Raw genomic sequence first — 26,946 nt, forward strand, 5'->3', positions numbered from 1 at the left:
AGCGAACCACCCCGGCAAAGGCCGGGGTCGAGTTTCGGCCCGATCGGATGGCAGGGCTGACGCGGGGCAACGGGATCCCGGCCTCCGCCGGGACGGTGCCCGGAATGTCTCGAAGCCCGCCCCTTCCAACGGGATGAGGGAAGCCTCGGGCGACCGTTAACCGAACACCCACTCCGCGCTCGGAATGCCCTGCGCATAAAGCAGTGCGGTCAGGTCGCCATGGTCGATCCGCGCCGCCGCCGCGCCCGCGACGATCGGCTTGGCACGGTATGCGACGCCCAGGCCTGCCCGGCGGATCATCGCCAAGTCGTTGGCCCCGTCGCCCACCGCCATGCTGTCCGCCGCATCGATGCGCAGTTCGTCCAGCGCGGCGAGCAGCGTCTTTTCCTTGGTGTCCGAGCCGACGATGGGCTTGCGCACCGTACCGGTCAGCTTGCCGTGCGCGATCTCGAGGTAGTTGGCGATGGCGCGGTCGAAGCCGATCTCGGCCGCGACCGGCTCGGCGAAGCGGGTGAAGCCGCCCGACACCAGGATCGCATGGCCGCCGCGCGCCTTCATCGTGCGGACCAGCGCGCGAGCCCCCGCCATCAGTTTGACCCGCTCGGCCAGGCATTGTTCGATGACGCTTTCGTCCAACCCTTCGAGCAGGGCAACGCGGGCATCGAGTGCGGCCGCGAAGTCGAGTTCGCCGCGCATGGCACGCTCCGTCACCTCGGCGACCTGCGCCTTGATTCCGGCATAGTCGGCCAGCTCGTCGATGCACTCGACGGTGATCATGGTCGAATCCATGTCGGCGACCAGAAGGCGCTTTTCCCGATTGGCGGCAGGCTGGACGATGACATCGAGCGTCAGGTCCTGTCCGTATCCGCCCTTGGCGATCGCACAGGCGCGTTGCTTCAAGCCGTTTGCGAGTTCCGCGCAGTCGCTCGCCGAAAAGCCGTCAGCGGGTTGGAACGTCAGATCGAACGCGCGGCCTTCGTCGAGCCACTCCCCCGAAACCAGCCGTCCCGCCGTCGATTCGCCATCGAATTCATAGGCGACGTCAGAAAGCATCGCGGCGTCGAAGGTCTGATCGGCTATGTAGGTCGCAATGAACACAATGGCTCTCCCGAATGTCGCGCTCATCGCAGGGCCGACCGCCAGCGGCAAGTCCGCATTGGCGCTCGATCTGGCGAAGGCGACCGGCGGCACGATCATCAATGCCGATTCGGCGCAGGTGTACCGGGACCTGTCGATCCTGACCGCCCGCCCCTCGCCCGACGACGTGGCGCAGGCGCCGCACCGGCTGTTCGGCCATGTCGACGGTGCCGACACCGGCTATTCGGCTGCGCGCTGGGCCGCCGAGGCCCGTGCAGCGATAGACGACAGCGTGGCGGCGGGATCGCTGCCCATCCTGGTCGGCGGCACCGGCCTGTATATGCGCACCCTGCTCGACGGGATCGCACCGGTGCCGGAGATCGCCCCCGATATTCGCGCGGAGGTTCGTGCCCTGCCCGTCTCGGACGCGCATGACGCCCTATCGTACGAGGACCCCATCGCCGCCGCCCGGCTCAACCCCGCCGACACCACCCGTGTTGCCCGCGCACTGGAGGTGGTGCGTTCGACCGGCCGTCCGCTGCATGACTGGCAGGCGCATAAGGAAGGCGGCATCGGCGACCGCATCGCCCTGTCCGCCGTCATCCTGCTGCCCGACCGCGACTGGCTGAACGCACGGATCGACCGGCGTTTCGGCGAGATGCTGGACGAAGGGCTGGACGAAGCCGCCGCACTCCTCGCCCGTCCCGACCTGCCCGCCGACGCCCCCATCCGCCGCGCGATCGGCGTGCCGGAGGCCGCCGCGCTGCTGGCGGGTACCATGACCCGCGCCGAGGCGGAGGCTGCGGGTGCGCTCGCGACAAGGCGTTATGCCAAAAGGCAATTTACCTGGTTCCGTCACCAGCCCGGCCCCGGCTGGACCGTGATTCCCGAGACCGCTGCCGATGTGCGTCGCAGCATAATAGAAACTTTATTGCGCAATTGACGGTTGACGCGCACTTTTTAAACTTGTAGCCGCGCCATTCCCGACACGCCCCGTCAGCGGGCACGGACGCAGAAGGACGAAGATGATGACCGAGAAAAGCGGAGCCGATATCCTGGTCGAGGCGCTGTGCGATCTCGGCGTGGAGGTCGTCTTCGGCTATCCGGGTGGTGCGGTGCTGCCGATCTATGACGCCATGTTCCGATCGAAGCGCATCCGCCACATTCTCGTCCGCCACGAACAGGCGGCGACCCACGCGGCGGAGGGCTATGCCCGCTCGACCGGCAAGCCCGGCGTGGTGCTCGTCACCTCCGGCCCCGGTGCGACCAATGCCGTCACCGGCATCACCGATGCGCTGCTCGATTCGATCCCGATGGTGGTCATCACCGGCCAGGTGCCGACCGCGCTGATCGGCACCGACGCGTTCCAGGAAGCCGATACCGTCGGCATCACGCGCCACTGCTCCAAGCACAATTACCTGGTGAAGGACCCCGCGCGCCTGGGCGAGGTGGTGCATGAGGCGTTCCACATCGCGACCTCGGGCCGCCCCGGCCCGGTCGTGATCGACATTCCCAAGGACGTGCAGGTCGCCACCGCCCGCTATCAGAAGCCGGGTCCGATCCGTCACAAGACCTATCGCCCGCAGGTGAAGGCCGACCAGAGCCAGATCGAACAGCTGGTCGACATGCTGGCGGCCGCCGAACGCCCGATCCTCTATACCGGCGGCGGCATCATCAATTCGGGTCCCGCCGCGTCGCAGCTGCTGCGCGAACTGGCCCGCATCACCGGCGCGCCCGTGACCTCGACCCTGATGGGCCTGGGCGCCTTCCCGGCCAGCGATCCCCAATGGCTGGGCATGCTGGGGATGCACGGCACCTACGAAGCCAATATGGCGATGAACCAGGCCGACCTCGTGGTGGCGCTGGGCAGCCGGTTCGACGACCGTGTGACCGGCCGTCTGGACGCGTTCAGCCCGAACAGCCGGAAGGTCCATGTCGATATCGACCGGTCGAGCGTGAACAAGAATGTCCGCGTCGACCTGGCCATCATCGCCGATGTCGGCCACGCGCTGGAGGATGCGGTGCGCATCTGGAAGTCGCGTCAGCATCCCAAGCCCGACACGACCGAATGGCAGCGCCGCATCGCGGGCTGGCGCGCGGTCGGCTGCCTGTCCTTCCCCGAGGCGGGCGACGCGATCATGCCGCAGCGCGCGATCCGCGCGCTCTACGACGCGACCAAGGCGCGCCAGCCGATCATCACCACCGAGGTCGGCCAGCACCAGATGTGGGCCGCCCAGCATTTCGGCTTCGAAAAGCCCAACAAGTGGCTGACGTCGGGTGGTCTGGGCACCATGGGTTACGGCCTGCCCGCCGCGATCGGTGCGCAGCTGGGCAATCCGGGTGCGCTGGTCATCGACATCGCCGGTGAAGCCTCGATCCAGATGAACATCCAGGAACTGGCGACGGCGACGCAATATCGCCTGCCGGTCAAGATCTTCATCCTGAACAACGAATATATGGGCATGGTCCGCCAGTGGCAGGAACTGACCTATGAGAGCCGCTATGCCGAGAGCTATTCGGACAGCTTGCCCGATTTCGTGAAGCTGGGTGAAGCCTATGGCTGGAAGGGCATATTGATCGAGCATCGGCACGAGCTGGAGGACGGCATCGCCGCGATGCTGGACCATGACGGGCCGGTGATCGTCGACTGCCGCGTGGCCAAGCTCGCCAACTGCTTCCCGATGATCCCGAGCGGCGCGGCGCATACCGACATGATCCTGCAGGCCAATGAGGTATCGGGCACCATGGACGACGAGGCCAAGGCGCTGGTTTGACGACCATTCCCCTCCCGCAGGCGGGAGGGGCTAGGGGAGGGCTTTTCCCTCCCTCGCCTTCCCTCCCCCGGCCCCTCCCGCCTGCGGGAGGGGAGAGGATATACGGCCCGTCATCGCGGGTGCGCAGAAAGAAGACCGATGCACATCAAGACCGAACAGGTGGAACGCCACACGCTGGCGGTGATCGTCGACAACGAACCGGGCATTCTCGCGCGGATCGCCGGGCTGTTCACCGCGCGCGGCTATAACATCGAGAGCCTGACCGTGTCGGAGATCACCGCCGACAAGGCCGTCAGCCGCATCACCATCGTCACCAGCGCCTCGCCGCCGGTGATGGAGCAGATCATCGCCCAGCTCGACCGGCTGGTCCCCGTCCACAAGGTCGCCGACCTGACCGTGCTGGGCGACCATGTCGAGCGCGAGCTGGCGCTGGTAAAGGTGTCGGGCACCGGCGACCGCCGGATCGAGGCACTGCGCCTCGCCGAAGTCTATCGCGCCCGTGTGGTCGACGCGACGATCTCCAGCTTCGTGTTCGAAGTCACCGGCGGCATCGCCAAGATCGACAAGTTCGTCGAACTGATGGGCGAAGTCGGCCTGGTCGAGGTCGCCCGCACCGGCATTGCCGCTATCTCGCGCGGCGCCGAAGCGGCCTGAGCCGCCTCCTAATCTTCAAACTATCATGAGGCCGCAAGCGGCCCAGCCATTTCGAAAGGGAAGTCCAATGCGTGTGTATTACGATCGCGACGCCGATCTGAACCTGATCTCCGAGAAGAACATCGCCATCCTGGGTTACGGCTCGCAGGGCCATGCCCATGCGCAGAACCTGCGCGATTCGGGCGTCAAGAATGTCGCGATCGCGCTGCGCCCCGGTTCGGCCTCGGCCGCCAAGGCGGAAGCGGCGGGCTTCAAGGTCCTGTCGAACAAGGAAGCGGCCGGCTGGGCCGACATTCTGATGATCCTGGCCCCCGACGAGCATCAGGCCGCGATCTACGACGCCGACCTGAAGGGCAACATGAAGCCCGGCGCCGCGCTCGCCTTCGCGCACGGCCTGAACGTGCATTTCGGCCTGATCGAGCCGCCCGCGGACATCGACGTCATCATGATCGCGCCCAAGGGCCCCGGCCACACCGTGCGCAGCGAATATGTGCGCGGCGGCGGCGTGCCCTGCCTGATCGCGATCCACCAGGACGCCAGCGGCAATGCGCATGACGTGGCGCTGGCCTATGCCAGCGGCGTCGGCGGCGGCCGTTCGGGCATCATCGAGACGAACTTCCGCGAAGAGTGCGAAACCGATCTGTTCGGCGAGCAGGCCGTGCTCTGCGGTGGCGCGACCGCGCTGGTTCAAGCGGGCTTCGAGACGCTGGTCGAGGCGGGCTATGCCCCCGAAATGGCCTATTTCGAGTGCCTTCACGAACTGAAGCTGATCGTCGACCTGATGTATGAGGGCGGCATCGCCAACATGCGCTACTCGATCTCGAACACCGCCGAGTACGGCGACATCAAGACCGGCCCGCGCATCATCACCGAAGAGACCAAGAAGGAAATGAAGCGCGTCCTCGCCGACATCCAGTCGGGCCGCTTCGTGAAGGACTTCGTGCTCGACAACCGCGCCGGCCAGCCCGAACTGAAGGCCAGCCGCATCGCCGCCAAGCGCCACCCGATCGAACAGGTCGGCAGCGAACTCCGCGCGATGATGCCGTGGATCGGCGCGAACAAGCTGGTGGACAAGGCGAAGAACTGATTTGTTCTGGGGGTGGGCTCGGTGAGACACCTTGCCCTCCCCCATCCCCTCCCGCTTGCGGGAGGGGTGCGTTGCTGGGCTGCCGTTGAGCATAACCGCGACCTATCAACGCGTTGCCAAGTCAATCAACGCGCTTACCGCAGCCGCGAGCACGCCCCTCCCGCAGGCGGGAGGGGCTGGGGGAGGGAAAGGGGCCTCGCAGAGACCAACCTAGAAACGCATCGTTGCGACCTTGGCCTTTGACGCGCGTTAACCGCACGGCTCAAAAAGGCCGCCGTTCAACAGGGAGTCTACCCATGCGTTTCGTCCTTCCCGCCGCTCTGGCGCTCGCCACCATCGCCGCGCCCGCCATCGCGCAGACCGGCACGCCCGGTGCCGCCGTCGCCTCGCGCGTCGTCGCGGGCACCTATGCCGTCGACCCCGCGCATACCCAGGTCACCTGGTCGCTGAACCATATGGGCTTCTCGATGCTCGAGGGGCAGTTCGGCGCGTCGGAAGGCACGCTGACCCTCGATCCCGCCAAGCCGCAGGCCGCCAAGGTCGACGTGACCTTCAAGATCGACGCGCTGTCGGTCACCGCCGCGCCCTTCGCCAATCACCTGAAGTCGAAGGACTTCTTCGACGCCGCGACCTATCCGACCGCGCGCTTCGTCTCCACGGGCGTGAAGGTCATGGGCAACAAGGCCGTCATCACCGGCAACCTGACCATCAAGGACCAGACCAAGCCGGTCACGCTGAACGCGACCTTCTTCGGTGCGGGTACCAACCCGATGTCGAAGAAGCTGAACATCGGTTTTCGCGCGACGGGCAAGATCAAGCGTTCGGACTTCGGCGTCGGCGCCTATGCCCCGGTCGTCGGCGATGACGTCGACCTGACGATCAACGCCGCCTTCACCGCGCAGTAATTTTCCCTCTCATCTCCCATCCGCGAAAGGCGGGGTCGACCTTCGGCCCCGCCTTTTTCGTTGGTGGCGTCAGATGGACGTCATCATTCTCGATATGGACAAGCCCGCCCCGACGCGGCATGAACCGCTCCATCATGATCGCCGCGCTGCTGCTCCGTTCGCTTCGACTTATCCGCCCTTAGGGGAGGATCGGCGTGGCCATGCGCGACTTCCCTAAGGGCGGAATGAAACGATAAGCCTGTCCCCGCCGCGCCCTGGCCTGACGCGGCCGAGAATGCTGGAAGACCCGATCATGTTGCGCGATCCCTCGACCAAATACCGCCCCTTCCCGACCATCGCCCTGCCCGACCGGCAATGGCCGAACCGCACGATCACCCAAGCACCGCGCTGGCTGTCGACCGACCTGCGCGACGGCAACCAGGCGCTGATCGATCCGATGGACGCCGAGAAGAAGACTCGGATGTTCGACCTGCTGGTCAAGGTCGGGCTGAAGGAGATCGAGGTCGGCTTCCCGAGCGCGGGCGCGACCGAGTTCGACTTCATCTCCGGCCTGATCCGGGACGATCGCATCCCCGAGGACGTGACGATCCAGGTCCTCACCCAGTCGCGCCGCGACCTGATCGAACGCAGCTTCGAAAGCCTGGAGGGCGCGCGCACCGCGATCGTCCATCTCTACAACGCGGTCAGCCCGGCATGGCGCAAGATCGTCTTCGGCATGACCCGCGACGAGGTCCGCAAGATCGCGGTCGAGGGCGCCAAGATCCTGCGCGACGAGGCGGCCAAGCGTCCCAACACCGACTGGTTCTTCGAATACAGCCCCGAGACCTTCTCGACCGCCGAGCTGGATTTCTCGGTCGAGGTGTGCGCCGCCGTCATGGACGTGCTGAAGCCGACGCCCGACCATCCGCTGATCCTGAACCTGCCCGCCACGGTCGAATGCGCAACGCCCAACGTCTATGCCGACCAGATCGAGTGGTTCGGACGCAACATCCCGAACCGCGATTCGGTGGTCATCTCGCTGCACACGCATAACGACCGGGGCACCGGCGTCGCCGCCGCCGAGCTGGGCGTGATGGCGGGCGCGGACCGGGTCGAGGGCTGCCTGCTCGGCAATGGCGAACGGACGGGCAATTGCGATCTCGTGACCGTCGCGCTCAACATGTACACCCAAGGCGTCGACCCCAAACTCGACCTGTCGGACATCGATGAGGTGGTCAACACGGTCAATTACTGCACCAACCTGCCCGTCCATCCGCGCACCCCCTATGCGGGCGATCTGGTCTTCACCGCCTTTTCGGGCAGCCATCAGGACGCGATCAAGAAGGGCTTCGCGGCGCAATCGGCGCGCAACGACGATCTGTGGGAAGTCCCCTATCTGCCCATTGATCCCGCCGATCTGGGTCGCAGCTACGAAGCCGTGATCCGCGTCAATTCGCAGTCGGGCAAGGGCGGTGTCGCCTGGGTAATCGAGCAGGACAAGGGGCTGAAGCTGCCCAAGCGGCTCCAGGCCGATTTCAGCCGCCATGTCCAGGCGATGGCCGACGCCACCAGCCGCGAGCTCAACGCCGCCGACATCTGGGGCGGGTTCGAGGCGACCTATCTGCCGCGCGAGGGTGATCGTTTCGTGCTGCGCGACTATGAGGAAAGCGGCTCGACGGGGCAGCGGACCTTTATCGGCCGCGTGCTGGTCGATGGCGAGGAGCGTTCGATCTCGGGACGCGGCAACGGCCTGATCTCCAGCGTGATCGCCGCCCTCGCCGACACGACCGGCCCGAACCTGGAAGTCATCGACTATAACGAGCACGCCATCGGGCACGGCGCGGATGCGCAGGCCGCCGCCTATGTCGAGGCGCGCACCCCCGATGGGCGGGTCGTGTTCGGCGTCGGCCTCGACACCGACATCGCCACCGCCAGCGTCCGGGCGGTGCTCTCCGCCGCCAACCGGGCCTGATGCGCCCTGCCCTTCTCGGCTAAGACGACGCGCCATGAAAGCGTCGTTCCTTCCTTCTTTGGCAGGCCGAGAGTCTGACGGAGGGGTGTCCTGGCTCCTGGTGTCTCCATCATGAGCGTCGGCGCCCCTCCCTCGCGGTGGTCGTTCATTCCCGAACGCTACCGCGAGAAGCTGCGCGAACGGGGTGCGTCGATCACGCTCACCGTGCTCGCGCATCTGCTGCTCGCCTGGCTGCTGTTCCACCTGGCGCCCAAGCTGATCGACCCGGAGAAATCCTCGGTCCTCAACACCTTCTCCGTCTCGCCCGACGATCAGCAATCGGGGGCGCCGGTGCCCAGGACCCGCACGGCAACCCGCAAGCCTGCCGCGGCGGGCGGCTCCAAGGCGCCTGTTACGGAAAAGCAGCCCGACACCCCCAAGCCCCCGACCGAAAAGCCCGTCGACACCTCCACCCCGACGCCATGGCAGTGGGGCGACAAGTCGCTGTTCACGGCCGGTGACATCGGCGCGCTGCCCAAGGGCGAGGGCAAGGGCGTCGGTTCGAGCAATGGCGACGACCGGGGCGAGGACAGCGCCTCGGCCTATGGCCCCGGCGAAGGACCGGGCGGTCGGCGGCTCTACAATGCCGAGTGGTTCCCGCGCCGCCCGAGCGATGCGGAATTGAACGGCTATCTGCGCAGCCCGCCGCCGCCCGGCGGCTGGGCGCTGATCGCGTGTCGCACCATCCCCGGCTATCGCGTCGAGAATTGCCAGATCCTGGGCGAGTCGCCGGTCGGCTCCGGGCTGGCCCGCTCGATGCGCGAGGCCGCCTGGCAGTTCCGCGTCCGTGCGCCGCGCGTCAATGGCAAGGAAATGATCGGCGAATGGGTCCGCATCCGGATCGATTTCACCACCAAGGGCGGCGGTTGACGCGTCGGGCGGAATGCCCCGCAAGACAGGCTTCTTCCTTTCCTCCCGTGTAAGGGGAGGAATCAATACGTGAATTGCAGCTGGGTCCGGATCAGGTCGCCCGTCGCGCGGCCTGTCCGTCGCGAATCCGCCTCGCGCCGTTCCATCCGGGCATAGGCGATGGTCAGTTCCAGCGCCTCGACCAGTTGGATCTCGGTGCCCAACTCCCACTCGTCGGTTTCCAGCCGGGGGGCATCGACATTGGCCTTCCAGCCGCCGCGATAATGCTGCCACCGGACATAGGGAATGGCGCGGCCGACCGGCGTCTTGCCGACATTCGCCATCAGCTGGACATAGCCGCCGCCCAGACGGCTGGAGCGGATCGACCCCGATGCGTTGTCATATTGCGGCCCCCAGCCGGTCGTCCATTCGGTCTGGATACCGAAGGGCTGCGGATAGAGGATGGCGTGGACGGCGACGCGATCGTCGCGATAGTCGACCGAACTGACCCCGCCGCTGCGCAGCTCCGGCCGGAAACGGTTGAACATGGCCGAGCCGCCGACCTCCAGCACCTGGTCGCGGAATAGCGGCCCCAGCCCGTCGAGCGCGAAGGGCCAGGTCGCCATCGCGACCTTCATCAGATTGTCGGTCCGCTCGGTCCGGTTGGTCCCCTGCCCGTTATAGACGGCCAGACCGAAGGCGCCGTAATTGCCGAACAGCTTCTGCTTGTTCTTGGTCAGCCGGTCCCAGATCGCCTGAACCGGCGCAGGCGTGTAATAGATATTGATCCCCACATCGCGCTCGCCGGGCACGCCGCTGTTGATCGCATCCGATCGATCGAGCGGCAGGCGGTTGGACGAGGATTGCAGATTCTCCCAGCCGAACGGCACCTTGGACTGGCCGAAGCGCAGGCGCAGGCGGCGCTCGGGGTCGAGGAACCAGTCGGCATAGACGTCGCGCAACTGGCCGAAATTCTCGCGCCGCTCGGTGCTCGACTGGTTGTTCACCGCCGCGCCGAAGTCATGCTGGAAATAGAGTTGCAGCCGGTCGGTGATATCACCCTGCAGCACCAGCCGGACACGGCGAAGCAGGAAGCCGCCGTCATCGTTGATCGAGGCGTCGTGCACCGAGCGCAGGCGCGAGCCGTTGGTCCCCGGCGCGTCTTCGCTCTCCAACAGGGCGTTGTAGCGAAGCTGGGTATAGCCGCGCAGACGCATACGCTCGTACCAGGGCGTCCGTGACGATACCGGCTTGGGTGCGCTCGCCACCCGCTGCGGCACAGGCGCCGGAACGGGCGCGGGAGGGACAACAGCCGCTGCCACGACCGGCGGGGCGGCGGGGGCAGCCGGAACGGGCGCTACCGCCCCCTTCTGTGCATCGGTCAGCACCTTGATCTGCGCCTTCAGCTCGTCGATCTGGCGCTGCAACTCCTGCACGGTCTGCGCTGCGGCGGGTGCCGGACAGAGGGCCAGCATCATCGCGGCGGCGATCCCGGTACCGGCCCGCTGGGGTATCGACTTGATCGCCATGCTATTCCGCCCTTTTTGCGGCGGCGACTTAGGACGGCTCCGGCCCCTTTCGCAACAGATTGATGACAGCTGCGTGATATTATCGTGACAAGCCGTTCGGCGTCAGCGGCTCCGCTCGATCTCGCAGCCGATGCGGGCATCGGGATAGATGTCGGTCTTGGTCGACCGCACCGTCACCGCCGTCACGCGCGGATCGGCAAGACATAGTGCCGCCACCGCCTCGCACAGGCTTTCCTGCAATGCGAAACCGGGGCCGCGCGCCATCGCCAATATGCCTTCGCGCAGGAAGTCATAGTCCAGCACCTCCTCGATCCGGTCGGCACTGGGCGCGGCGGGATAGGTGACGGTCATCGCGACCGACAGGCGGACCGGTTGGGGCGCGACCTCATGCGGGTAGATGCCCAGATGCATCGCGACCGTCATCTCGTCGAGCAGGATCCGATAGGTCGCCGTCACGCCCGTCCCTCGAACATCACATCGCCGTCGCGGCGGCAGAAACGCTGGCCGCAATCGACATACAGCGTCTGTCCGCGAAGCCCCCGCGCGCCGAGGAAGAAGGACACCGCCTCCGCCACCGCCCCCGCGCCGATCGGGCGGCCGAGCAGATTCTTTGTCGCAGCCTCGGCGAACTCGGCATCGCTCTGGTCGCCGCTTTGCAGGGTCAGGCCGGGGGCCACCGCGTTCACCGCGATGCGGGCCCCGAGCGCCTGGGCCAGCATCGTGTTCGCCCCCGCCAAGGCGAATTTGGCGCAGCTATAGGCGAAGAAGTCGGGATTGGGGTTGGCGAGCTTCTGGTCGAGGATGTCGACCACTGCGCCGTCCGCCACGTCATCCTGTCGCGCCAGCGCCGAGGCGAGCAGCGCGGGCGCGGCGGCGTTGATCGCATAGAGTTTCGCCATCAGGCGCGCATCCGTCTCCGGCGGCCGGTCGAACTCGAAGGCCGAGGCGCTGTTGACCAGCCCGTCGATGGGCCCACCCGCCGCTTCCCGCGCATGGGCGAACAGCGCGTCGATCGCGTCGATCCGTGACAGGTCACCCTGCACCATCGGCGCATCCAGTTCCGCCGCCAACGCCGCCGCATCCTCGCCCGAGCTGTTGTAATGGATCACCGGCCGATGCCCGTCCGCCGCCAGCCGCCGGGCGATGCTCGCGCCCAGACGCTTGGCCGCGCCGGTCACCAGCACGGTGCGCCTGATCATCCGGCCATGCCCATGAGCGAAAGCACTTCCTTGCGGCTGCGATCGTCGTCGCGGAACACGCCCATCATCCGGCTCGTGACCATCGACACGCCCGGCGTGCGCACTCCGCGCGAGGTCATGCAGCCATGCGTCGCCTCGATCACCACCGCGACGCCCAGCGGCTTCAGATTCTCCCAGATGCAGTCGGCGACCTCCGCGGTCAGCCGCTCCTGCACCTGCAACCGGCGGGCGAAGCCATGCAGCACGCGCGCCAGCTTGGAGATGCCGACGACATGGTTGCGCGGCAGATAGGCGATATGCGCGCGGCCGATGATCGGCGCCATGTGATGCTCGCAATGGGACTGGAAGGGAATGTCCTTCAGCAGCACGATCTCGTCATAGCCGCCGACCTCCTCGAACACCCGCGACAGGTGCACGGCGGGGTCGTCACCATAACCACCGCAATATTCGCGCCACGCCCGCGCCACACGCTTGGGCGTATCGATCAGTCCCTCGCGCGTGGGATCGTCGCCCGCCCAGGCGATCAGCGTCCGGATGGCATCGGCGACATGGTCGGGCACGACGATCTTGCCGTCCGCGCCCATCAGGTCGCCATCCTCCGGATCGCCATGCGCGCAGCTCATATTCTATCCTTCACTTCAAAGCCGGTGCGATAGCGTATCGATTGACAGGGTGCAAAACTCACCCTCCCTTAACCCATGTCACACCAATCCGTTCAGCCTGAACGGAGGGAGGGATACGCTGCCCAGCGGGTGGGCGTTACCCGCGCAGCCGCTCCGCCGCCCAGGCGACATGGTCGGCCATGAAGGTGGAGATGAAGTTATAGCTGTGGTCGTACCCCGGCTGCATCCGCAACGTCAGGGCGATCCCCGCCTTGTCGCAAGCATCGGCCAGCAATTCGGGACGAAGCTGCTCGGCCAGGAACTGATCGGCATCGCCTTGATCGACCAGCAGGTTGGGCAGTCGCGCGCCGTCCTCGATCAGTGCGACGGCATCCGCCTGTCGCCATGCGACGCGGTCCTGCCCCAGATAGCCGCCCAGAGCCTTTTCGCCCCAGGGCACCTGGGACGGCGCGACGATCGGAGCGAAGGCGGAGACGCTGCGAAAGCGATCCGGATGGCGAAGGCCGATGGTCAGCGCGCCGTGGCCGCCCATCGAGTGGCCGGTGATCGCTTGCGCGCCCATATCGGCGACCGGGAAATGCTCGGCGATCAGCGCGGGCAGTTCCTGCTCGATATAGGTTCGCATCCGAAAATGCGGTGCCCAGGGCTCCTGCGTCGCATCGACGTAGAAACCGGCGCCCTGCCCCATGTCGTACGCGTCGTCATTCGCGACGCCTTCCCCGCGTGGCGACGTGTCGGGTGCGATGAAGATCACGCGGTGCTCGGCGCAGGCGGCCCGATACTCGCCCTTGTCGGTGACATTGGCATGGGTGCAGGTCAGACCCGACAGATACCAGAGGACGGGGAGCTTCTCCCCCTCCTCATGCTCGGGCACGAAGACCGAGAAGGTCATGCGCGTGCCCGTCGCTTCGCTGTCATGCGCGTACACGCCCTGCACCCCGCCATGCGCCTTCGAGGTCGACATCGTCTCGATCGTCATCGGAACACCACCGTCCGGTTGTCATTGAGGAACACCCGCCGCTCGCCCACCCAGGCGACCGCGCGGGCCAGCACCTGCGCCTCGATATCGCGGCCGATGCGGATCAGGTCGTCGACGCTGGCGCGGTGATCGACACGCTCGACCGCCTGTTCGATGATCGGCCCTTCGTCCAGGTCGGCGGTCACGAAATGCGCGGTCGCGCCGATCAGCTTCACACCGCGCGCATGGGCCCGGTGATAGGGCTGCGCGCCCTTGAAGCCGGGCAGGAAGCTGTGATGGATGTTGATGCATCGCCCCGGAAGGGCGGCGACCAGCCGCTCCCCCAGCACCTGCATATAGCGGGCGAGGACGAGATAATCGGCGCTGCTTTCCTCCATCAACGCCAGCATCGCCGCTTCCTGCTCCACGCGATTGCCGTTGTCGACCGGCAGATGGTGCCAGGGCAGGCCATGCCATTCGACCAGCGGGCGCAAGCTATCGTGATTGGAGACGACGCCGACGATCTCGACCGGCAACGTATTGGTCCGCCAGCGATGGAGCAGATCGTTCAGGCAGTGCGAGCCCTTCGATACCGCGATCAGCATCCGGGGCCGCTCGGCGGCGGGCGCGACGTGCCAGTCGAAGCCGAACCGTACCGCCGGGTCTGCCAGCGCCGCCCGCATGCCGTCGACCGAGGTCGGGAAACGCTCTCCCTGGCCGGTGAAGACGATGCGCAGGAAGAAGCGCCCCGTCTCCAGATCGGCATATTGCTGGCTGTCGAGGATGAAGCCGTCGATCCCCGCCAGCGCACCCGACACGGCGGCGACGATGCCGACCCGGTCCTGGCACGCCAGCGTCAGGATATAGTCAGTCATGCGGCAGGTGCGGGGGCTGGCAGGCGGCAGCCCAGGCAGAGCTTGTTGCCGTCCGGATCGCGCAGATAGCCGAGATAGGCCGGACCCATCGGCGTCTGCCGCTCGCCCACCGGCGCCTCGATCGCGATGCCGCCATTCGCCACGGCCGCCGCATGGGCGGCGTCGAGCTGTGCCGGATCGGCCGCGCCCAGCCCGATGGTCCCGCCATTGGCAAAGGTCGCGGCCTCTCCGTCGATGGGGCGCGTCACCATGAAGGCCGCGCCGTTATGCCGATAGAGCAGGCGTTCGCCCATCTGCATCCCAGGCTGACCACCCAGCGCGGCGAACAGTGCGTCGTAAAAGACCTTGGAACGCGCGATGTCGTTCGATCCGACCATGACATGCGTATACATCAGGCCGCCTCCACCAGATGCCGGGCGCACAGCTTGTTGCCGGTCGGATCGCGCAAATAAGCCAGATAGACCTTGCCGACAGGCACGTTGCGAATGCCGGGCGGGTCTTCGATCGCCGTGCCGCCGTTCGCGAGCCCTGCCGCGAACCAGGCATCGGCCTGCTCCGGCGAGTCCATTGCGAAACCCAGCGTCGCGCCATTGGCATAGGTCGCCGGCTCGCCATTGATCGGCTTCGAGATCAGGAAGCGGCCGCCATTATGGCTGTAGACCAGCCGTCCCGCCGCATCGACCACACCCTCGGCCGCGCCCAGCACGCCCAACGTCGCATCGTAAAAGCGCTTGGCCGCCGCAATGTCGTCGGCCCCCAGCATGACATGGCTGAACATCAGAAGATCACCACGCTGCGGATGCTTTCGCCCGCGTGCATCAGGTCGAAGCCCTTGTTGATCTCCTCCAGCGTCAGGCGGTGGGTGATCATCGGGTCAATCTCGATCATGCCGTTCATATACCAGTCTACGATCTTGGGCGTGTCGGTCCGCCCGCGCGCGCCGCCGAATGCCGTGCCGCGCCAGTTGCGGCCCGTGACCAGCTGGAACGGCCGCGTGCTAATCTCCTTGCCCGCCTCGGCCACACCGATGATGATCGAGGTTCCCCAGCCGCGATGGCAGGATTCCAGCGCCGTGCGCATCACCTCGGTATTGCCGGTCGCGTCGAAGCTGTAGTCGGCGCCGCCATCGGTCAGTTCCAGCACCTTGGCGATCGTCTCCTCGCGGCTCAGCCCCTTGGAGTTGAGGAAGTGGGTCATGCCGAAGCGGCGGCCCCATTCCTCACGCGCCGGGTTGATGTCGACGCCGATGATCCGCCCGGCGCCCGCCAGCTTGGCGCCCTGGATCACGTTCAGGCCGATACCGCCCAGGCCGAAGACCACGATATTCTCACCGGGCTGCACCTTGGCGGTGTTGACCACCGCGCCCACGCCCGTCGTCACGCCGCAGCCGATATAGCAGCTGGTGTCGAACGGCGCGTCCTCGCGGATCTTCGCCACCGCGATCTCCGGCAGGACGGTGAAGTTCGAGAAGGTCGAGCAGCCCATATAATGGAAGATCGGCTGCCCCTTGTAGCTGAACCGCGTCGTGCCGTCGGGCATCAGCCCCTTGCCTTGCGTGGCGCGGATCGCGGTGCACAGGTTGGTCTTGCCCGACAGGCACGACTTACACTGGCGGCATTCGGGGGTGTAGAGCGGGATGACGTGATCGCCCGGCGCTACGGACGTGACGCCCGCGCCCACCTCGCGCACGATGCCGCAGCCTTCATGGCCCAGCACGCTGGGGAAGATGCCCTCGCTGTCGAACCCGTCGAGCGTATAGGCGTCGGTGTGGCAGATGCCGGTCGCCATGATCTCGACCAGGACCTCGCCGGCCTTGGGGCCTTCCAGATCGAGTTCGACGATTTCGAGCGGCTTCTTGGCTTCGAAGGCGACGGCTGCGCGGGTCTTCATGGGGTTCCTGTCTCCTTGGCTGGCCGCCCTGATGCCCCGTGGCGCGCGCCGGTGCAACCAACGAAAGCCCCGAGGGATTGATGCCGATCACAACCCCAGGAGAGCGACGATGACCGAGTTCAAAAAAGGCGATCATGTCGAATGGAACAGCCATGGCGGCACGGCCGAGGGCAAGGTCGTCAAGAAGCAGACCAGCGACACGACCATCAAGGGCCATACCGTCCGTGCGTCGAAGGACGAACCGCAATACATAGTAGAGAGTGACAATGGCGGAAAGGCAGCGCACAAGGCGGACGCGCTGAAGAAAGCGTGATTCACGCGCGTCCCGCCAAAGGGCTGGGACGCTGAAGGATTATAGGAAGGAACATCATGGCCACCGCAACCACGGGCACCGGCATCCACGCCCCGGTCCAGCCGTCCGAGGAACTGGGCGCGATCGTCGGCAACGAGAAGCTGCCGCGCAGCCAGGTCATCAGCAAGGTGTGGGACTATATCAAGGCCAACAACCTGCAGAACCCCGAGAACAAGCGGGAAATCCTGGCCGACGACAAGCTGAAGAAGGTGTTCGGCAAGGACAAGTGCACCATGTTCGAGATGAACAAGTTCATCTCGGCGCACCTGAAGAAGTAAGCCTTCGGCAACGCTCCGGCCACCGCGCCGGGGCGTAACCCCTCACCGCCCGCGCCGCTATCGCAGGTCCAGGACCAGCGGCTTGCGCGCGGGCGGTGGCTGGGACGGATTTTGGGCCGCCGCCGGTGCGCGCCCCTGGGTACGCGTCGCTGCGGGCGTCGGCGTCGCCACCGGGGCCGGATCACTCGCCCCCACACGCCCCGCCTCGATCTGGTTCAGCCTCTGCTCGACCAGTCGCGCATCCAGCAGCTTGCGATCCCCCTGCATCGCCGCCACCTGCGCCTCCAGCGTGGCCACGCGCTGTTCCAGCATCTTGACCCGCACCTGATCCTCGGTCTGCGCGACCATGTCCTTCGCGACCTTCTCCTGGCGGGAGCGCTCCTGCGCGTCGGCATCGGCAAGGCGCGCGTCCATGTTGCTGCGCTGGTCGCAGGCGGTCAGGGCTAATGTCACGATCAATAGAGTGGCGGCACGACGCATTGGCAGTCTCGGATTGGAAGAAATCCTCCCCGGCACGGGGAGGTGGCAGGCCGCAGGCCTGACGGAGGGGGGCTTCCATTAGGATAGCCTATGCGGCGATCCCCCTCCACCATCCTTCGGATGGTCCCCCTCCCCGTGCCGGGGAGGATTTCAGTCCCGCAACTTTACCCAGGTCGGGGCATGGTCGCTCGCCTTTTCCCGCCCGCGATAGCTCTTGTCGACGCCCGCATCGACCAGCCGGTCGGCGGCCTGCGGGCTGAGCAGCAGATGGTCGATCCGGAACCCCGCATCGCGCTGCCACGACCCGGCCTGATAGTCCCAGAAGGTCCATACCCCGCCCTTGGGCGCGCGCGTCCGGAGCGAGTCCGTCCACCCCTGCGCCAGCAACCGGCGATAGGCCTGACGGCTTTCCGGCTGCATCAGCGCATCGCTCGCCATGGCGGGGACGGAGAAGGTGTCGTCGTCATGGGGGATGACGTTATAGTCCCCGGCCAGCACGGCGGGCACTTCCTCCGCGAGCAACGCCCGCGCGCGGCTCGCCAGCCGTTCCATCCAGCGCAGCTTGTAATCGAATTTCGGCCCCGGCTGGGGATTGCCGTTGGGCAGATAGAGCGAGGCGACGACCAGACCGTTCACCTCGCATTCGAGGTAGCGGCTGTGTTCGTCCTCATCCTCGCCCGCCAGCCCGCGCTGCCGCTCGACCGGCTGGGCACCGCGCGCGAGGACCGCGACGCCGTTCCAGCTCTTCTGCCCGTGCCAGACCGCCCCATATCCGGCGGCCTCTATGTCCTTGATCGGAAAGGTCTCGTCGCTGGCCTTCAGTTCCTGAAGACAGACGATATCCGCATCCGCCTCGGCGAGATATTCGAGCAGGCGGGGCAGACGGGCCTTGATCCCGTTGACGTTATAGGTGGTGATCTTCACGTCAGACCGAGAAGCTGGTGCCGCAGCCGCAGCCCGAGGCCGCGTTGGGGTTCTTCACCTGAAACGCCGCGCCGCCGAGGGACTCGACATAATCGACCTGCGCACCCCGGACGAGGTCCAGGCTGATGCTGTCGACGACCAACGTCACGCCATCGGTCTGCGCCACCGAATCATCCTCGGCAGGCGCATCGGCCAGGCCGAACTTGTACTGGAAGCCCGAACAGCCGCCGCCTTCGACCGACAGACGCAGGACGGCGGGCTTGTTCTGCCGCTCGGCGATCGTCGCGACACGCGCCGCGGCGGCCGGGGTCAGCGCGATTTCGGAAATGCTGGTGGCCATGGGGCTGAGATAGGCGCGAGGGGCGAGCGGGGCAATCCCGATACCATCTTTCCTCCCCTGCAAGGGGAGGTGGCAGTCCGCAGGACTGACGGAGGGGTGTCACCCTCTCGATAGCGGGACACCCCTCCCCTTACAGTGAAGGAATAAACTTTAGTCCTGCGCGGCGGGGCCGTCGGTCGAGACGGGGATCTGGTGGATCGAATGATCCTGCGACGCGGTCAGATAATCGCCGGTGGTCAGGAAGGGGATCGGGTTGACGGCATGGCCGTCCATGCGGACCTCATAATGGAGGTGCGGGCCGGTCGAACGGCCGGTCGAGCCCATCAGCGCGATCAGCTGGCCGCGCGTCACGCGCGCGCCGTCGGCGACCAGAATCTTCGACAGGTGACCATAGCGGGTCGCGATGCCCTTGCCGTGATTGACCTCGACCAGATTGCCATAACCGCCCTGCCAGCCTGCATGATCGACGATGCCGTCGGCGGTGGCATAGATCGGGGTGCCGACCGGACCGGGGATGTCGACCCCGGCATGCATCGCGGCGGTGCCGCGGAACGGGTCGGAGCGGATGCCGAAATTGCTGGTGAACTGAAGCTTTTCGACCGGATGGACCGAGGGGATCGCGATGACGCCGTTCGGACGGGCATCCATCTTCTTCCAGGTCTGGAACAGGGTGCGGAACTGCTGGTCGGTGCGAAGGTCGGCCGAGGCTTCGGCGCTGTTGGCGGGGATGAACTCACCCCCGACGGCGGCATTGGCCTTGGCGGCCGGAGCGGCGGGTGCCGAATGGGCCATCGCCGTCTGACCGGACAGACCGCCCGAAAAACTGACGATCAGGGTAGCGAGGAAGACAGAGCGGACGCGCGATGCAATCGATTTACCCGAGAGTGCCAGTTGATTCATCGAACCCCGAACCCTTGTCGCCGAACGATCCCGCAGTCGGAAAAGTCCGGCTTCGTTCATCCTATGCTGTGTCGCAGCCCCACCGCGTTACAGACGGTCAGCTTGTGCCTTTATGGGTTCCTCGTCCGCAAGAGGCGCATAGAAATCGCGCGTCAAACCGGCTGTATCGCGCGCCGAAACGTTGAACGGTGGCTTAACCGCCCCCCGAAAATGGCGGCGGACCAGCATTCGCCAATGCTCGGCGGGCTCGATGTCATGCCCAGCGGCCAGATAACCGAACCATTTCGCGCCGAATCCGACATGGCGAATCTCGTCGGTATAGATGCGGTTGAGGATGCGCGCCGACGCCTCGTCGCCCCCCGCCCGGAAGCGCGCGACCGTCTCCGGCGTGACGTCCAGGCCCCTCGCCTCCAGCACCATCGGCACGACGGCCAGCCGCGCCATGGCGTCATGCGCGGTCTCCTCCGCCGCTTCCCAGAGGCCCGCATGGGCAGGCAATTCGCCGTAACCCGACCCCAAGGTCTTCAACCGACGATGCAGGACGGCAAAGTGCATCGCCTCATCCGCGCCGACCGAAATCCAGTCGTCGACGAAGGTGCGCGGGAACTGCCCGCCGAACCGGCCCGCCGCGTCGAAGGCCAGGTCGATCGCCGCGAACTCGATATGCGCCAGCGCGTGGAGCAGCGCGATCCGCCCCTTTTCCGAACCACCCCGCCCGCGCTTGGGCATGCGGTTGGGCGGCAGCAATTCGGGCCGGTCGGGCCGCCCCGGCGCATCGGGCATCGCCACGTCGAAGTCATGCGCCAGAGCGCCGCGACGCCAGCCGCGCGCCACCGCCCGCGCCAACCGCACCTTGGCCAGCGGATCGCTTTCGCGCAGGACGGCTGCGCAGGCTTGGGCAATCGTCGTCAAAGTGCGCGCGCCGCCTCCAGCACGGCCTCGGCATGGCCGGGCACCTTCACCTTGCGCCAGCTCTGGGCGAGCTTGCCGTCACGATCGAACAGGAAGGTCGCCCGCTCGATGCCCATATAGGTCTTGCCGTAGAGCTTCTTCTCGCCCCAGACGCCGAACGCCTCGCAGGCCGTGCCGTCCTCGTCGCTGACCAGTTCGACCGCCAGCGTATATTTTTCGGTGAACTTGCGGTGCTTGGCCGGACTGTCCTTGGAAATGCCGATCACCCGCACGCCCGCGCCCGCGAAGTCCGCCGCCAGCGCGGTGAAATCCTGCGCCTCGCGCGTGCAGCCGCTGGTGTCGTCCTTGGGGTAGAAATAGACGACGAGCGGCCCGGTCAGATCGCCCAGCGCCAGCTTTTCGTCATTCGCGGTGGTGACCGTCACCGCCGGAATCGCGTCACCCTGCTGCATCACCATCTCCATGCCAGACTCGGGCGACCTCCTGCCGTGTCGCCTCCAGCGTGGCAACCACCGTCGCCCAGTCGGGCAGGCCCATCGCGCGCGCGATCAGCGGGCGGGTCGGCTCGGGCGGCTCCTGCCCATCGGGCACCAACAGGCGGAAGGACACCAGCGCGCGGGTCAGCACGTCATGCGCCTGCACCATGGACGGCGGCATCAGTCCCTGCGCCACCAGCGCGCCGATGGCCCGGCCCAGATCGGGATCGAACCCGGTTTGATGGACCAGCTGCACGCGGTGCACCGCGAACTCCAGGTCGACCAGTCCGCCGGGCAACAGCTTGATGTCGAGCGGCCCTTGCGGCGGCTTGTGCCGCGCCATCTCGGCGCGCATCTCGCCCGCCTCGATCGCCACGTTGCGGGCGGGTCGGTTGCCGTTGAGCACATCGGCGACGATCGCGGCCACCTCCGCCCGCGCTTCCGCCGAACCGAAGATCGGCCGGGCACGCGTCAAGGCCATATGCTCCCAGGTCCAGGCGTCTTCGCGTTGATACCGTGCGAAACTCTCGACCGAAACCACCAGCGGCCCCTGTGTGCCCGATGGCCGCAACCGCGTGTCGACCGGATAGAGCGGCCCCGCCTGGGTCGGCACCGACAGCGCCGCCGTCACCCGCTGCGCCAGCCGGTTGTAATAGAGCGTCGCCCCCAGCGGCTTCGGCCCATCGGACTCGCCCGCAAAATCGCCGGTAAACAGATAGACGAGATCGAGGTCGGAGGCGTGGGTCAGCGCCGCGCCCCCCATCCGCCCGAGCGCCAGGATCACCAATTCACTGTCCGGCACCCGGCCATGCGCCGCGACGAATTCATCGACCGTCGCCTGGGCCAGCACGCCCACCGCCGCCTCGGCGACGCGGGCATAGCCGCCCGCCACCTGCAGCGGATCGGCCCGCCCCGCGACGATCTGCGCACCCAAAGCGAACCGCAGCTCGCCGACGACGCGGCGGACATGGTCGAGGCGATCCTGATAATCCTGCCCGCTCTCGCCGCCGCGCATCGCGCGTTCGAGGAACTTCACGGCGGGCAACGGCTCGAAGGCGGAGGCATCGATCAGCCCATCGAGGAGCGCAGGCCGCCGCGCCAGCTCGGCTGCGAGCGGTGCGGCATGGCTGAGGATCGCGACGGTCAGGCTGGCCAGCCCCGGCCGCGCCTCGAGCAGGCGGAAGATGTTGATCGCGCTCGTCATCCGCTCGAACAGCGAATCGAGCTTCAGGATCGCGGCATCGGGATCGGGGGCCTCGGCCAGCGCCTCGACCAGCGTGGGCAGCACCGCGTCCAGCGCCTCGCGCGCCGCCGGGCTGCGCAGCGCGGCATAGTCGCCGCCACGCCATGCCGCGATCCGCCGCGCCGCCGCCTCGATATCGTGCAGCCCCGCCGCCGCCAGCCGCGCGTTCAGCAGGACCGGGTCATGCGGCAGTCTGGGTCGCTCATCGGCGTCGAGCGCGTCGTAGAAGCACCCGACCCGTTCGGTGACGGGTGACAGCATGGCGATCAGCGCATCGCCATCCGCCAGTCCGTGGAGTTGCGCGACCCGGCCCAGCCCCTCCCCCAATGGCAGCTGATGGGTCTGGCGATCGTCGATCATCTGGACCCGGTGCTCGATCGTGCGCAGCAGGACATAGGCGTCGGTCAGCGCCGCCGCCTGCCCGGCATCGATCCGCCCCGCCTCGGCCAGCATCGCCAGCGCGTCTCGGGTGGCGGGCGCCCGTAGCACGGGGTCCCGGCCGCCATGGATCAGCTGGTGAATCTGCGCGAAGAATTCGATCTCACGGATACCGCCGCGCCCGCGCTTCAGGTCATAGCCCGGCCCCATCGCCTGCCCCTGCGCATGATGGTCGCGGATGCGCCGGGTCAGGTCGCGGATCTCGCCGACCGCGCCGAAATCGAGCGCACGCCGCCACACGAACGGCCGGATCGCGTCGAGGAAACGCTGGCCCAGCGCCAGATCGCCCGCCGCCGCTCGCGCGCGGATGAACGCTGCCCGTTCCCAGGTCAGCGCCTGGCTCTCATAATAGGCGATCGCCCCCTCCACGGGAATCGCGATCGGCGTCGCTTCGGGCGAGGGCCGCAGCCGCAGGTCGACGCGCAGCACATAGCCCTCGCCGTCGCGCGCCTGGAGCAATTCGACGACCCGCTTGCCGATGCGCACCGCCGCATCCTCCGGTTCCTCGCGCGGACGGCGGGGCAGCGTCTGGGGATCGAAGATAAGGATCGGGTCGATATCGGAGGAATAGTTGAGTTCGCGGCTGCCCTGCTTGCCCAGCGCGATGGCGGCGAACCCGACCGGCTCCGCGCCCGGCGTGCGCTCCTCGATCGCGGCGCGGATCGCACGGTCGAGGGACCGGTCGGCGAAATCGGTCAACCGGTGCGTCACCTCGGTCAGGTCGTACAGCCCGGACAGATCACCGAGCGCGACGGTGAGCGCCAGCGCGCGCCGCTCGCGACGCAGCCGGGTGCCGACCGGCAAATCCTCCGCCACGACGGGCGGCGCGAGCAACTCCCCCGCCAGCGCCGCCGCCTCGATTTCCGGCTCCCGGTCGAGCAGCATCGCCAGAAAGGACGAATGCCGACGGGCACGGGCGACGGCAACGGGCAAGGTGGACGAGGACGGGCTGCTCATGGCCCTGCTTCTACCCCGCGGGGTGTGGCGAAAGAAACACTTTCGATCCCGTTAACAAATGCGCATCAGATGATTTGCAACTTGTCAAGCCGCGATCGGTTATGTTGCCATGATGAGCACCGAATCCGGGACCAGCGACATCCGCATCGTCCGCGCGCCGCAGCGCACGGACGATATCGGCTGTGCGCTCCGCTCGGCCTATTCCCGGCCGGTGCGGTTGCCGGATCATTGGGTGCGGCTGCTGGCGCGACTGGACCGGCGTTCACCAAGCTCCTGAGGGACTATCGCGGCTGGCCGGGTGGGCAGCGACCATAGGTTTGATCCATTCCGGCCAGATAGACTGCTACAGGCGCCAGGTCGACGTCCGCACGCAGCCGGTCGACGGCCTTTTCATCCTCGAGAGGCTGCGGCACGCGCCTACCATTGTCACACATCGCCTGCGTCGCATAACGCTGCTTGCCCGCGATCTTCAGCATCACGCGGTCATACAGATAGGCATAATCGTCTTTCGAAACCTCTCCTTTCGCCATGAGCGGCTCCATCAAACGCAATGATGAGAGTTGGAAAGCCGGATCGGCATCCGCATGTTGCACAAGCAACCAAGCCTGTTCGGCGGCATCCTCGCCGATCTCGGAGCGCTTCGGCCAACCCTGCCTCGCAACCAAGGCCTTGAGCCACTGAGTGTTATCATGATCCTCGACGGCAGCAGCCAACAATAGCCGCGATACGATCACCGCCTGGACATCGTCGGAAACAGCAGGCGCGCCCGCCATATCGCCCTCGCCCCAACCCGCGCCTACCCGCAGCATCTGCTCGCCGAGGGGACGGGCGATCAGAATGTCATGCAATTTGGGCGTCTTGGCTGCGCCCATGGCCTTGGCCACTTTCACCGCCATCAAATAGGCGTCGGCGATCGGCGCGGCCTTGTCGACCGAGCGCTGAAATGCGTCAAAGCTCGTCCAGTGGTGCACGTCCGGCGCCGATGCCACTTGCGAACAGAGGGGGTTGCGACTGGTGGTGTTGATCATTTTCGGATCGGCGATACCCAGAGCACGAAGCTCAACTCGGAACGCCGCCAAGTCGTCTTCATAGCAGGCGATCAGCCATTCGCTGACCTGCTTGTCCTGCGCCTTTTCCTCAGGCGCCGCGTCCGGAAAGCGCCCCTTCATCCATTTGTAATCGCCCGGATCGAAGCGATCGCCCTTAATATACGGCTTGAGGACGTCCGGAATCGGCGGCGTGGCCGCTGTCAGCAGAAAGGCGGAGAAGATCAGGGACAGCATGCGCATGACCGGATCGGACAAGGTCTCGCGATCACTGTCAAGCCGACCCATTCCGACACAAAAAAGCCGCCCCGATCAGAACCGGGACGGCCGTCTATTAAAACTCGCAAGTAAAGGCGCTTACCGGCCGCCGCTCAACTGGTCGACATCACCCATGATACTGTCCAGCGCGGTCTTGCTGCTGTCCGTTTCATGCAGACGACGCGAGGGCAGCGAACCTTCGGTCAGAATCGCTTCCAGCGCGACGCGCCCACGCGCCACGCGGCTCTTGATCGTGCCCACCGCGACATTGCAGATTTCGGCCGCTTCCTCATAGGCGAAACCACCGGCACCGACCAGGATCAACGCCTCGCGTTGCGGCTGCGGCAGGTGCATCAGGGCACGCTGCATGTCACCCAGTTCGACATGGCGGTCCTGGCTGGCCGGGGCCGCCAGAATGCGGTCGGCGACCAGATCGTCCCATTCGCCCTTGAAGCGCGCGCGACGCATCTGCGACAGATACAGGTTGCGCAGGATGATGAAGGTCCAGGCGCGCATGTTCGTGCCCGCCTGGAACCGCTTGCGCGCGGCCCATGCCTTTAACAGCGTTTCCTGCACCAGATCGTCGGCCAGATCGCGGCTGCCCGAAAGCGAGCGGCCGAAGGCGCGAAGATGGGGGATGACGCGCGCCAGTTCCGCCTTGAATTCGGAGTCGGGGAGCGCGACGTGCTCGACGGGCGCATCGGGTGCGTCGTCCTCGAATTCGTCCCGCGTCAGTGGCTGCGTCATGAAAATCCGATCATCGGAAACGGCCGATCCTGCGACCGTTTCGAAACATAAGGGGCCAACCCTGAAATAGCCAGCCGTCCCAAAGGGCTAATCGAGGAGGCTCGTGTCAGCGCAGCACCAGAAAGGCGAAGATCGCGATCACGAGCACCAGCGAGATGGGCAGGATGTACCGCGTCACATGCGGCGTCGACCCTGCCCTGGCATCCTCTTTGGCGACATGAATGGGTTCATTGGAATCAGCCATGTCCACCTCAACGCCTCTCAACCGTTTTGGGTCCGTAACTGTAGGTCTTTCTTATTCGGCCGGGACGGTGCTCTGGTCAAAGAACAGCGCCTGGCTGATCGCGGCCTTCACGGTCGACCGCTGGAACGGCTTGGTGATCAGGAAGGTCGGCTCCGGACGCTCGCCGGTCAGCAGGCGCTCGGGGAAGGCGGTGATGAAGATCACCGGAACCTCGAACTCGGCCAGGATGTCCTTGACCGCATCGATGCCCGAGCTGTCATCGGCCAGCTGGATGTCGGCGAGCACCAGGCCGGGGCGATCCTCCATGGCCAGCGCCACGGCCTCGTCGCGGGTGACGGCGACGCCGGTGACTTCATGGCCCAGGTCGCGCACGATCGTCTCGATATCCATCGCGATGATCGGCTCGTCCTCGATGATCAGCACGCGGGCGCGAGTCTGCTTCTCGATCTCGGCCAGCGCCTCGGAGACGAGGTTCTCGACCTCGCTCGGCTCCACGTCGATCAGATAGGCGGCGTCCTCGGGCGTGAAACCCTCCATCGCGGTCAGCAGCAGCGCCTGGCGCGACAGCGGGGTCATTCGGGCAAGGCGGGCGCGGGCCAACCCTTCGTTGCCGTCGGCGTCGATGCCGTCATTGTCCAGCTCATCGTAATTGGCCGACGACCAGATGCCCTGGAACATGCGGTACAGGCCAAGGCGCGGATCGACGTCGCGCGGAAACTGGTCCGGGGCCGCGACGATCGCCTCCAGCGTGGCGCGGACATATTTGTCGCCGTGCATCTGGCTGCCGGTCAGGGCCCGGCCATAGCGCCGCAGGAAGGGAAGATGGGGCGCAAGCTGCTGTCCAAGCGACATGGGTAATAATCACTCCCTGAGGTATTCGCGGACGCCTGATGTGCTGACCCCCGCGCATGTTTTCAATGCCGTTTCCCGAAATCCCCATA

31 protein-coding genes are annotated in these 26,946 nt (G+C 66.4%); 10 read left to right on the forward strand and 21 right to left on the reverse strand.

Going from position 1 to position 26,946, the window contains the following annotated elements; translation table 11 throughout:
• Positions 1 to 156: 156 nt before the first annotated feature.
• Entirely contained in the window at positions 157 to 1,098 is a 942-nt protein-coding gene (serB, locus tag ACQR50_RS12250; protein WP_428968529.1) for a phosphoserine phosphatase SerB, read from the reverse strand.
• On the opposite strand from serB, the gene miaA reads away from it, so the two are divergent.
• The 7 genes from miaA to ACQR50_RS12285 all read left to right on the forward strand — a co-directional run bounded on the left by miaA (position 1,091) and on the right by ACQR50_RS12285 (position 9,357).
• Positions 1,091 to 2,020, forward strand: a complete 930-nt coding sequence (gene miaA, locus ACQR50_RS12255; RefSeq protein WP_428968530.1) for a tRNA (adenosine(37)-N6)-dimethylallyltransferase MiaA — start codon at positions 1,091 to 1,093, stop codon at positions 2,018 to 2,020. The two genes, serB and miaA, sit on opposite strands and share 8 nt — an antisense overlap.
• A gap of 85 nt (positions 2,021 to 2,105) precedes the next feature.
• The gene (locus tag ACQR50_RS12260; protein ID WP_056434572.1) at positions 2,106 to 3,851 is read left to right on the forward strand and encodes an acetolactate synthase 3 large subunit; all 1,746 of its coding nucleotides are present in this window, start codon (positions 2,106 to 2,108) and stop codon (positions 3,849 to 3,851) included.
• A gap of 138 nt (positions 3,852 to 3,989) precedes the next feature.
• Entirely contained in the window at positions 3,990 to 4,505 is a 516-nt protein-coding gene (gene ilvN / locus ACQR50_RS12265; RefSeq protein WP_056434153.1) for an acetolactate synthase small subunit, read from the forward strand.
• A gap of 67 nt (positions 4,506 to 4,572) precedes the next feature.
• Positions 4,573 to 5,592: a ketol-acid reductoisomerase gene (gene ilvC / locus ACQR50_RS12270; RefSeq protein ID WP_056434154.1), complete on the forward strand. Its 1,020-nt coding sequence runs from the start codon at positions 4,573 to 4,575 to the stop codon at positions 5,590 to 5,592.
• A 296-nt stretch (positions 5,593 to 5,888) separates the two neighbouring features.
• Positions 5,889 to 6,497 carry a YceI family protein gene (locus ACQR50_RS12275; RefSeq protein WP_428968531.1) on the forward strand — a complete coding sequence of 203 codons (609 nt, stop codon included), beginning with the start codon at positions 5,889 to 5,891 and terminating at the stop codon, positions 6,495 to 6,497.
• A gap of 292 nt (positions 6,498 to 6,789) precedes the next feature.
• Entirely contained in the window at positions 6,790 to 8,448 is a 1,659-nt protein-coding gene (gene leuA / locus ACQR50_RS12280) for a 2-isopropylmalate synthase (protein WP_428970697.1), read from the forward strand.
• 111 nt (positions 8,449 to 8,559) lie between these two features.
• Complete coding sequence (locus ACQR50_RS12285) at positions 8,560 to 9,357, forward strand: hypothetical protein (RefSeq protein WP_428968532.1); 798 nt, start codon at positions 8,560 to 8,562, stop codon at positions 9,355 to 9,357.
• Positions 9,358 to 9,419: 62 nt separating this feature from the next.
• On the opposite strand, the gene ACQR50_RS12290 is transcribed toward ACQR50_RS12285, so the two are convergent.
• From ACQR50_RS12290 to ACQR50_RS12330, 9 genes are all read right to left on the reverse strand, one after another.
• Complete coding sequence (locus ACQR50_RS12290; protein WP_428968533.1) at positions 9,420 to 10,865, reverse strand: porin; 1,446 nt, start codon at positions 10,863 to 10,865, stop codon at positions 9,420 to 9,422.
• Positions 10,866 to 10,967: 102 nt separating this feature from the next.
• Positions 10,968 to 11,288 (reverse strand): dihydroneopterin aldolase, encoded by a 321-nt coding sequence (locus tag ACQR50_RS12295; RefSeq protein ID WP_428970698.1) that lies wholly within the window; start codon positions 11,286 to 11,288, stop codon positions 10,968 to 10,970.
• A gap of 29 nt (positions 11,289 to 11,317) precedes the next feature.
• Entirely contained in the window at positions 11,318 to 12,064 is a 747-nt protein-coding gene (locus ACQR50_RS12300) for an SDR family NAD(P)-dependent oxidoreductase (RefSeq protein ID WP_428968534.1), read from the reverse strand.
• Positions 12,061 to 12,687, reverse strand: a complete 627-nt coding sequence (folE, locus tag ACQR50_RS12305) for a GTP cyclohydrolase I FolE (protein ID WP_428968535.1) — start codon at positions 12,685 to 12,687, stop codon at positions 12,061 to 12,063. The genes ACQR50_RS12300 and folE overlap by 4 nt, the downstream gene beginning before the upstream one ends.
• Positions 12,688 to 12,823: 136 nt before the next feature.
• The gene (fghA, locus tag ACQR50_RS12310; protein WP_428968536.1) at positions 12,824 to 13,666 is read right to left on the reverse strand and encodes an S-formylglutathione hydrolase; all 843 of its coding nucleotides are present in this window, start codon (positions 13,664 to 13,666) and stop codon (positions 12,824 to 12,826) included.
• Positions 13,663 to 14,520, reverse strand: coding sequence for a formyltetrahydrofolate deformylase (gene purU / locus ACQR50_RS12315; protein WP_428968537.1), 858 nt, complete (start codon positions 14,518 to 14,520; stop codon positions 13,663 to 13,665). Before purU ends, fghA begins: the two co-directional genes overlap by 4 nt.
• Positions 14,517 to 14,912 (reverse strand): VOC family protein, encoded by a 396-nt coding sequence (locus tag ACQR50_RS12320; protein ID WP_428968538.1) that lies wholly within the window; start codon positions 14,910 to 14,912, stop codon positions 14,517 to 14,519. Before ACQR50_RS12320 ends, purU begins: the two co-directional genes overlap by 4 nt.
• Positions 14,912 to 15,298 (reverse strand): VOC family protein, encoded by a 387-nt coding sequence (locus ACQR50_RS12325; RefSeq protein WP_428968539.1) that lies wholly within the window; start codon positions 15,296 to 15,298, stop codon positions 14,912 to 14,914. The genes ACQR50_RS12320 and ACQR50_RS12325 overlap by 1 nt, the downstream gene beginning before the upstream one ends.
• The gene (locus tag ACQR50_RS12330) at positions 15,298 to 16,410 is read right to left on the reverse strand and encodes an S-(hydroxymethyl)glutathione dehydrogenase/class III alcohol dehydrogenase (protein WP_428968540.1); all 1,113 of its coding nucleotides are present in this window, start codon (positions 16,408 to 16,410) and stop codon (positions 15,298 to 15,300) included. The genes ACQR50_RS12325 and ACQR50_RS12330 overlap by 1 nt, the downstream gene beginning before the upstream one ends.
• Positions 16,411 to 16,519: 109 nt before the next feature.
• Between ACQR50_RS12330 and ACQR50_RS12335 the strand changes: the two genes are divergently transcribed.
• Both ACQR50_RS12335 and ACQR50_RS12340 read left to right on the forward strand, forming a co-directional pair.
• Positions 16,520 to 16,723, forward strand: a complete 204-nt coding sequence (locus ACQR50_RS12335; protein WP_056434174.1) for a DUF2945 domain-containing protein — start codon at positions 16,520 to 16,522, stop codon at positions 16,721 to 16,723.
• Positions 16,724 to 16,779: 56 nt separating this feature from the next.
• Complete coding sequence (locus tag ACQR50_RS12340; RefSeq protein ID WP_007405135.1) at positions 16,780 to 17,040, forward strand: SWIB/MDM2 domain-containing protein; 261 nt, start codon at positions 16,780 to 16,782, stop codon at positions 17,038 to 17,040.
• A gap of 57 nt (positions 17,041 to 17,097) precedes the next feature.
• On the opposite strand, the gene ACQR50_RS12345 is transcribed toward ACQR50_RS12340, so the two are convergent.
• The 7 genes from ACQR50_RS12345 to ACQR50_RS12375 form a co-directional block, all read right to left on the reverse strand.
• Positions 17,098 to 17,520 (reverse strand): hypothetical protein, encoded by a 423-nt coding sequence (locus ACQR50_RS12345; RefSeq protein WP_428968541.1) that lies wholly within the window; start codon positions 17,518 to 17,520, stop codon positions 17,098 to 17,100.
• Between the two features lie 150 nt (positions 17,521 to 17,670).
• Positions 17,671 to 18,444 (reverse strand): exodeoxyribonuclease III, encoded by a 774-nt coding sequence (gene xth / locus ACQR50_RS12350; RefSeq protein WP_076716953.1) that lies wholly within the window; start codon positions 18,442 to 18,444, stop codon positions 17,671 to 17,673.
• A 1-nt stretch (position 18,445) separates the two neighbouring features.
• Positions 18,446 to 18,784: an iron-sulfur cluster insertion protein ErpA gene (gene erpA, locus ACQR50_RS12355; RefSeq protein ID WP_428968542.1), complete on the reverse strand. Its 339-nt coding sequence runs from the start codon at positions 18,782 to 18,784 to the stop codon at positions 18,446 to 18,448.
• 150 nt (positions 18,785 to 18,934) lie between these two features.
• Entirely contained in the window at positions 18,935 to 19,684 is a 750-nt protein-coding gene (locus ACQR50_RS12360) for a M23 family metallopeptidase (RefSeq protein WP_428968543.1), read from the reverse strand.
• A gap of 87 nt (positions 19,685 to 19,771) precedes the next feature.
• The gene (locus ACQR50_RS12365; protein WP_056434182.1) at positions 19,772 to 20,596 is read right to left on the reverse strand and encodes a ferritin-like domain-containing protein; all 825 of its coding nucleotides are present in this window, start codon (positions 20,594 to 20,596) and stop codon (positions 19,772 to 19,774) included.
• The gene (locus tag ACQR50_RS12370; RefSeq protein ID WP_428968544.1) at positions 20,593 to 21,048 is read right to left on the reverse strand and encodes a peroxiredoxin; all 456 of its coding nucleotides are present in this window, start codon (positions 21,046 to 21,048) and stop codon (positions 20,593 to 20,595) included. The genes ACQR50_RS12365 and ACQR50_RS12370 overlap by 4 nt, the downstream gene beginning before the upstream one ends.
• A complete protein-coding gene (locus ACQR50_RS12375; RefSeq protein WP_428968545.1) occupies positions 21,035 to 23,710 on the reverse strand; it encodes a bifunctional [glutamine synthetase] adenylyltransferase/[glutamine synthetase]-adenylyl-L-tyrosine phosphorylase in 2,676 nt (891 codons plus the stop codon). The genes ACQR50_RS12370 and ACQR50_RS12375 overlap by 14 nt, the downstream gene beginning before the upstream one ends.
• A 112-nt stretch (positions 23,711 to 23,822) precedes the next feature.
• Between ACQR50_RS12375 and ACQR50_RS12380 the strand changes: the two genes are divergently transcribed.
• Positions 23,823 to 23,987, forward strand: a complete 165-nt coding sequence (locus tag ACQR50_RS12380; protein ID WP_428968546.1) for a hypothetical protein — start codon at positions 23,823 to 23,825, stop codon at positions 23,985 to 23,987.
• Positions 23,988 to 23,991: 4 nt separating this feature from the next.
• On the opposite strand, the gene ACQR50_RS12385 is transcribed toward ACQR50_RS12380, so the two are convergent.
• The 4 genes from ACQR50_RS12385 to ACQR50_RS12400 all read right to left on the reverse strand — a co-directional run bounded on the left by ACQR50_RS12385 (position 23,992) and on the right by ACQR50_RS12400 (position 26,857).
• The gene (locus tag ACQR50_RS12385) at positions 23,992 to 25,014 is read right to left on the reverse strand and encodes a DUF6624 domain-containing protein (RefSeq protein ID WP_428968547.1); all 1,023 of its coding nucleotides are present in this window, start codon (positions 25,012 to 25,014) and stop codon (positions 23,992 to 23,994) included.
• A gap of 99 nt (positions 25,015 to 25,113) precedes the next feature.
• Entirely contained in the window at positions 25,114 to 25,761 is a 648-nt protein-coding gene (locus tag ACQR50_RS12390) for a sigma-70 family RNA polymerase sigma factor (protein WP_428968548.1), read from the reverse strand.
• A 106-nt stretch (positions 25,762 to 25,867) separates the two neighbouring features.
• Positions 25,868 to 26,005, reverse strand: a complete 138-nt coding sequence (locus tag ACQR50_RS12395) for a hypothetical protein (protein ID WP_042489965.1) — start codon at positions 26,003 to 26,005, stop codon at positions 25,868 to 25,870.
• Between the two features lie 51 nt (positions 26,006 to 26,056).
• Positions 26,057 to 26,857: a response regulator gene (locus ACQR50_RS12400; RefSeq protein ID WP_042489968.1), complete on the reverse strand. Its 801-nt coding sequence runs from the start codon at positions 26,855 to 26,857 to the stop codon at positions 26,057 to 26,059.
• Positions 26,858 to 26,946 lie beyond the last annotated feature (89 nt).

It is taken from the genome of Sphingomonas sp. Xoc002 (genome assembly GCF_050408055.1).
Classification (GTDB): domain Bacteria; phylum Pseudomonadota; class Alphaproteobacteria; order Sphingomonadales; family Sphingomonadaceae; genus Sphingomonas; species Sphingomonas yabuuchiae.

Coding starts and splice junctions, on each gene's coding strand:
- ACQR50_RS12335 (WP_056434174.1), top strand. CDS start 16,520: ATGACCGAGTTCAAAAAAGGCGATCATGTCGAATGGAACAGCCATGGC.
- ACQR50_RS12325 (WP_428968539.1), bottom strand. CDS start 15,298: ATGTTCAGCCATGTCATGCTGGGGGCCGACGACATTGCGGCGGCCAAG.
- ACQR50_RS12285 (WP_428968532.1), top strand. CDS start 8,560: ATGAGCGTCGGCGCCCCTCCCTCGCGGTGGTCGTTCATTCCCGAACGC.
- ilvN (WP_056434153.1), top strand. CDS start 3,990: ATGCACATCAAGACCGAACAGGTGGAACGCCACACGCTGGCGGTGATC.
- ACQR50_RS12275 (WP_428968531.1), top strand. CDS start 5,889: ATGCGTTTCGTCCTTCCCGCCGCTCTGGCGCTCGCCACCATCGCCGCG.
- ACQR50_RS12370 (WP_428968544.1), bottom strand. CDS start 21,048: ATGCAGCAGGGTGACGCGATTCCGGCGGTGACGGTCACCACCGCGAAT.
- fghA (WP_428968536.1), bottom strand. CDS start 13,666: ATGACGATCGAGACGATGTCGACCTCGAAGGCGCATGGCGGGGTGCAG.
- folE (WP_428968535.1), bottom strand. CDS start 12,687: ATGAGCTGCGCGCATGGCGATCCGGAGGATGGCGACCTGATGGGCGCG.
- ACQR50_RS12300 (WP_428968534.1), bottom strand. CDS start 12,064: ATGATCAGGCGCACCGTGCTGGTGACCGGCGCGGCCAAGCGTCTGGGC.
- erpA (WP_428968542.1), bottom strand. CDS start 18,784: ATGGCCACCAGCATTTCCGAAATCGCGCTGACCCCGGCCGCCGCGGCG.
- miaA (WP_428968530.1), top strand. CDS start 1,091: ATGAACACAATGGCTCTCCCGAATGTCGCGCTCATCGCAGGGCCGACC.
- ACQR50_RS12330 (WP_428968540.1), bottom strand. CDS start 16,410: ATGAAGACCCGCGCAGCCGTCGCCTTCGAAGCCAAGAAGCCGCTCGAA.
- ACQR50_RS12390 (WP_428968548.1), bottom strand. CDS start 25,761: ATGACGCAGCCACTGACGCGGGACGAATTCGAGGACGACGCACCCGAT.
- ACQR50_RS12340 (WP_007405135.1), top strand. CDS start 16,780: ATGGCCACCGCAACCACGGGCACCGGCATCCACGCCCCGGTCCAGCCG.
- ACQR50_RS12320 (WP_428968538.1), bottom strand. CDS start 14,912: ATGTATACGCATGTCATGGTCGGATCGAACGACATCGCGCGTTCCAAG.
- ACQR50_RS12360 (WP_428968543.1), bottom strand. CDS start 19,684: ATGAATCAACTGGCACTCTCGGGTAAATCGATTGCATCGCGCGTCCGC.
- ACQR50_RS12375 (WP_428968545.1), bottom strand. CDS start 23,710: ATGAGCAGCCCGTCCTCGTCCACCTTGCCCGTTGCCGTCGCCCGTGCC.
- ACQR50_RS12345 (WP_428968541.1), bottom strand. CDS start 17,520: ATGCGTCGTGCCGCCACTCTATTGATCGTGACATTAGCCCTGACCGCC.
- ilvC (WP_056434154.1), top strand. CDS start 4,573: ATGCGTGTGTATTACGATCGCGACGCCGATCTGAACCTGATCTCCGAG.
- ACQR50_RS12295 (WP_428970698.1), bottom strand. CDS start 11,288: ATGACGGTCGCGATGCATCTGGGCATCTACCCGCATGAGGTCGCGCCC.
- ACQR50_RS12400 (WP_042489968.1), bottom strand. CDS start 26,857: ATGTCGCTTGGACAGCAGCTTGCGCCCCATCTTCCCTTCCTGCGGCGC.
- purU (WP_428968537.1), bottom strand. CDS start 14,520: ATGACTGACTATATCCTGACGCTGGCGTGCCAGGACCGGGTCGGCATC.
- ACQR50_RS12395 (WP_042489965.1), bottom strand. CDS start 26,005: ATGGCTGATTCCAATGAACCCATTCATGTCGCCAAAGAGGATGCCAGG.
- leuA (WP_428970697.1), top strand. CDS start 6,790: ATGTTGCGCGATCCCTCGACCAAATACCGCCCCTTCCCGACCATCGCC.
- ACQR50_RS12260 (WP_056434572.1), top strand. CDS start 2,106: ATGACCGAGAAAAGCGGAGCCGATATCCTGGTCGAGGCGCTGTGCGAT.
- ACQR50_RS12380 (WP_428968546.1), top strand. CDS start 23,823: ATGAGCACCGAATCCGGGACCAGCGACATCCGCATCGTCCGCGCGCCG.
- ACQR50_RS12290 (WP_428968533.1), bottom strand. CDS start 10,865: ATGGCGATCAAGTCGATACCCCAGCGGGCCGGTACCGGGATCGCCGCC.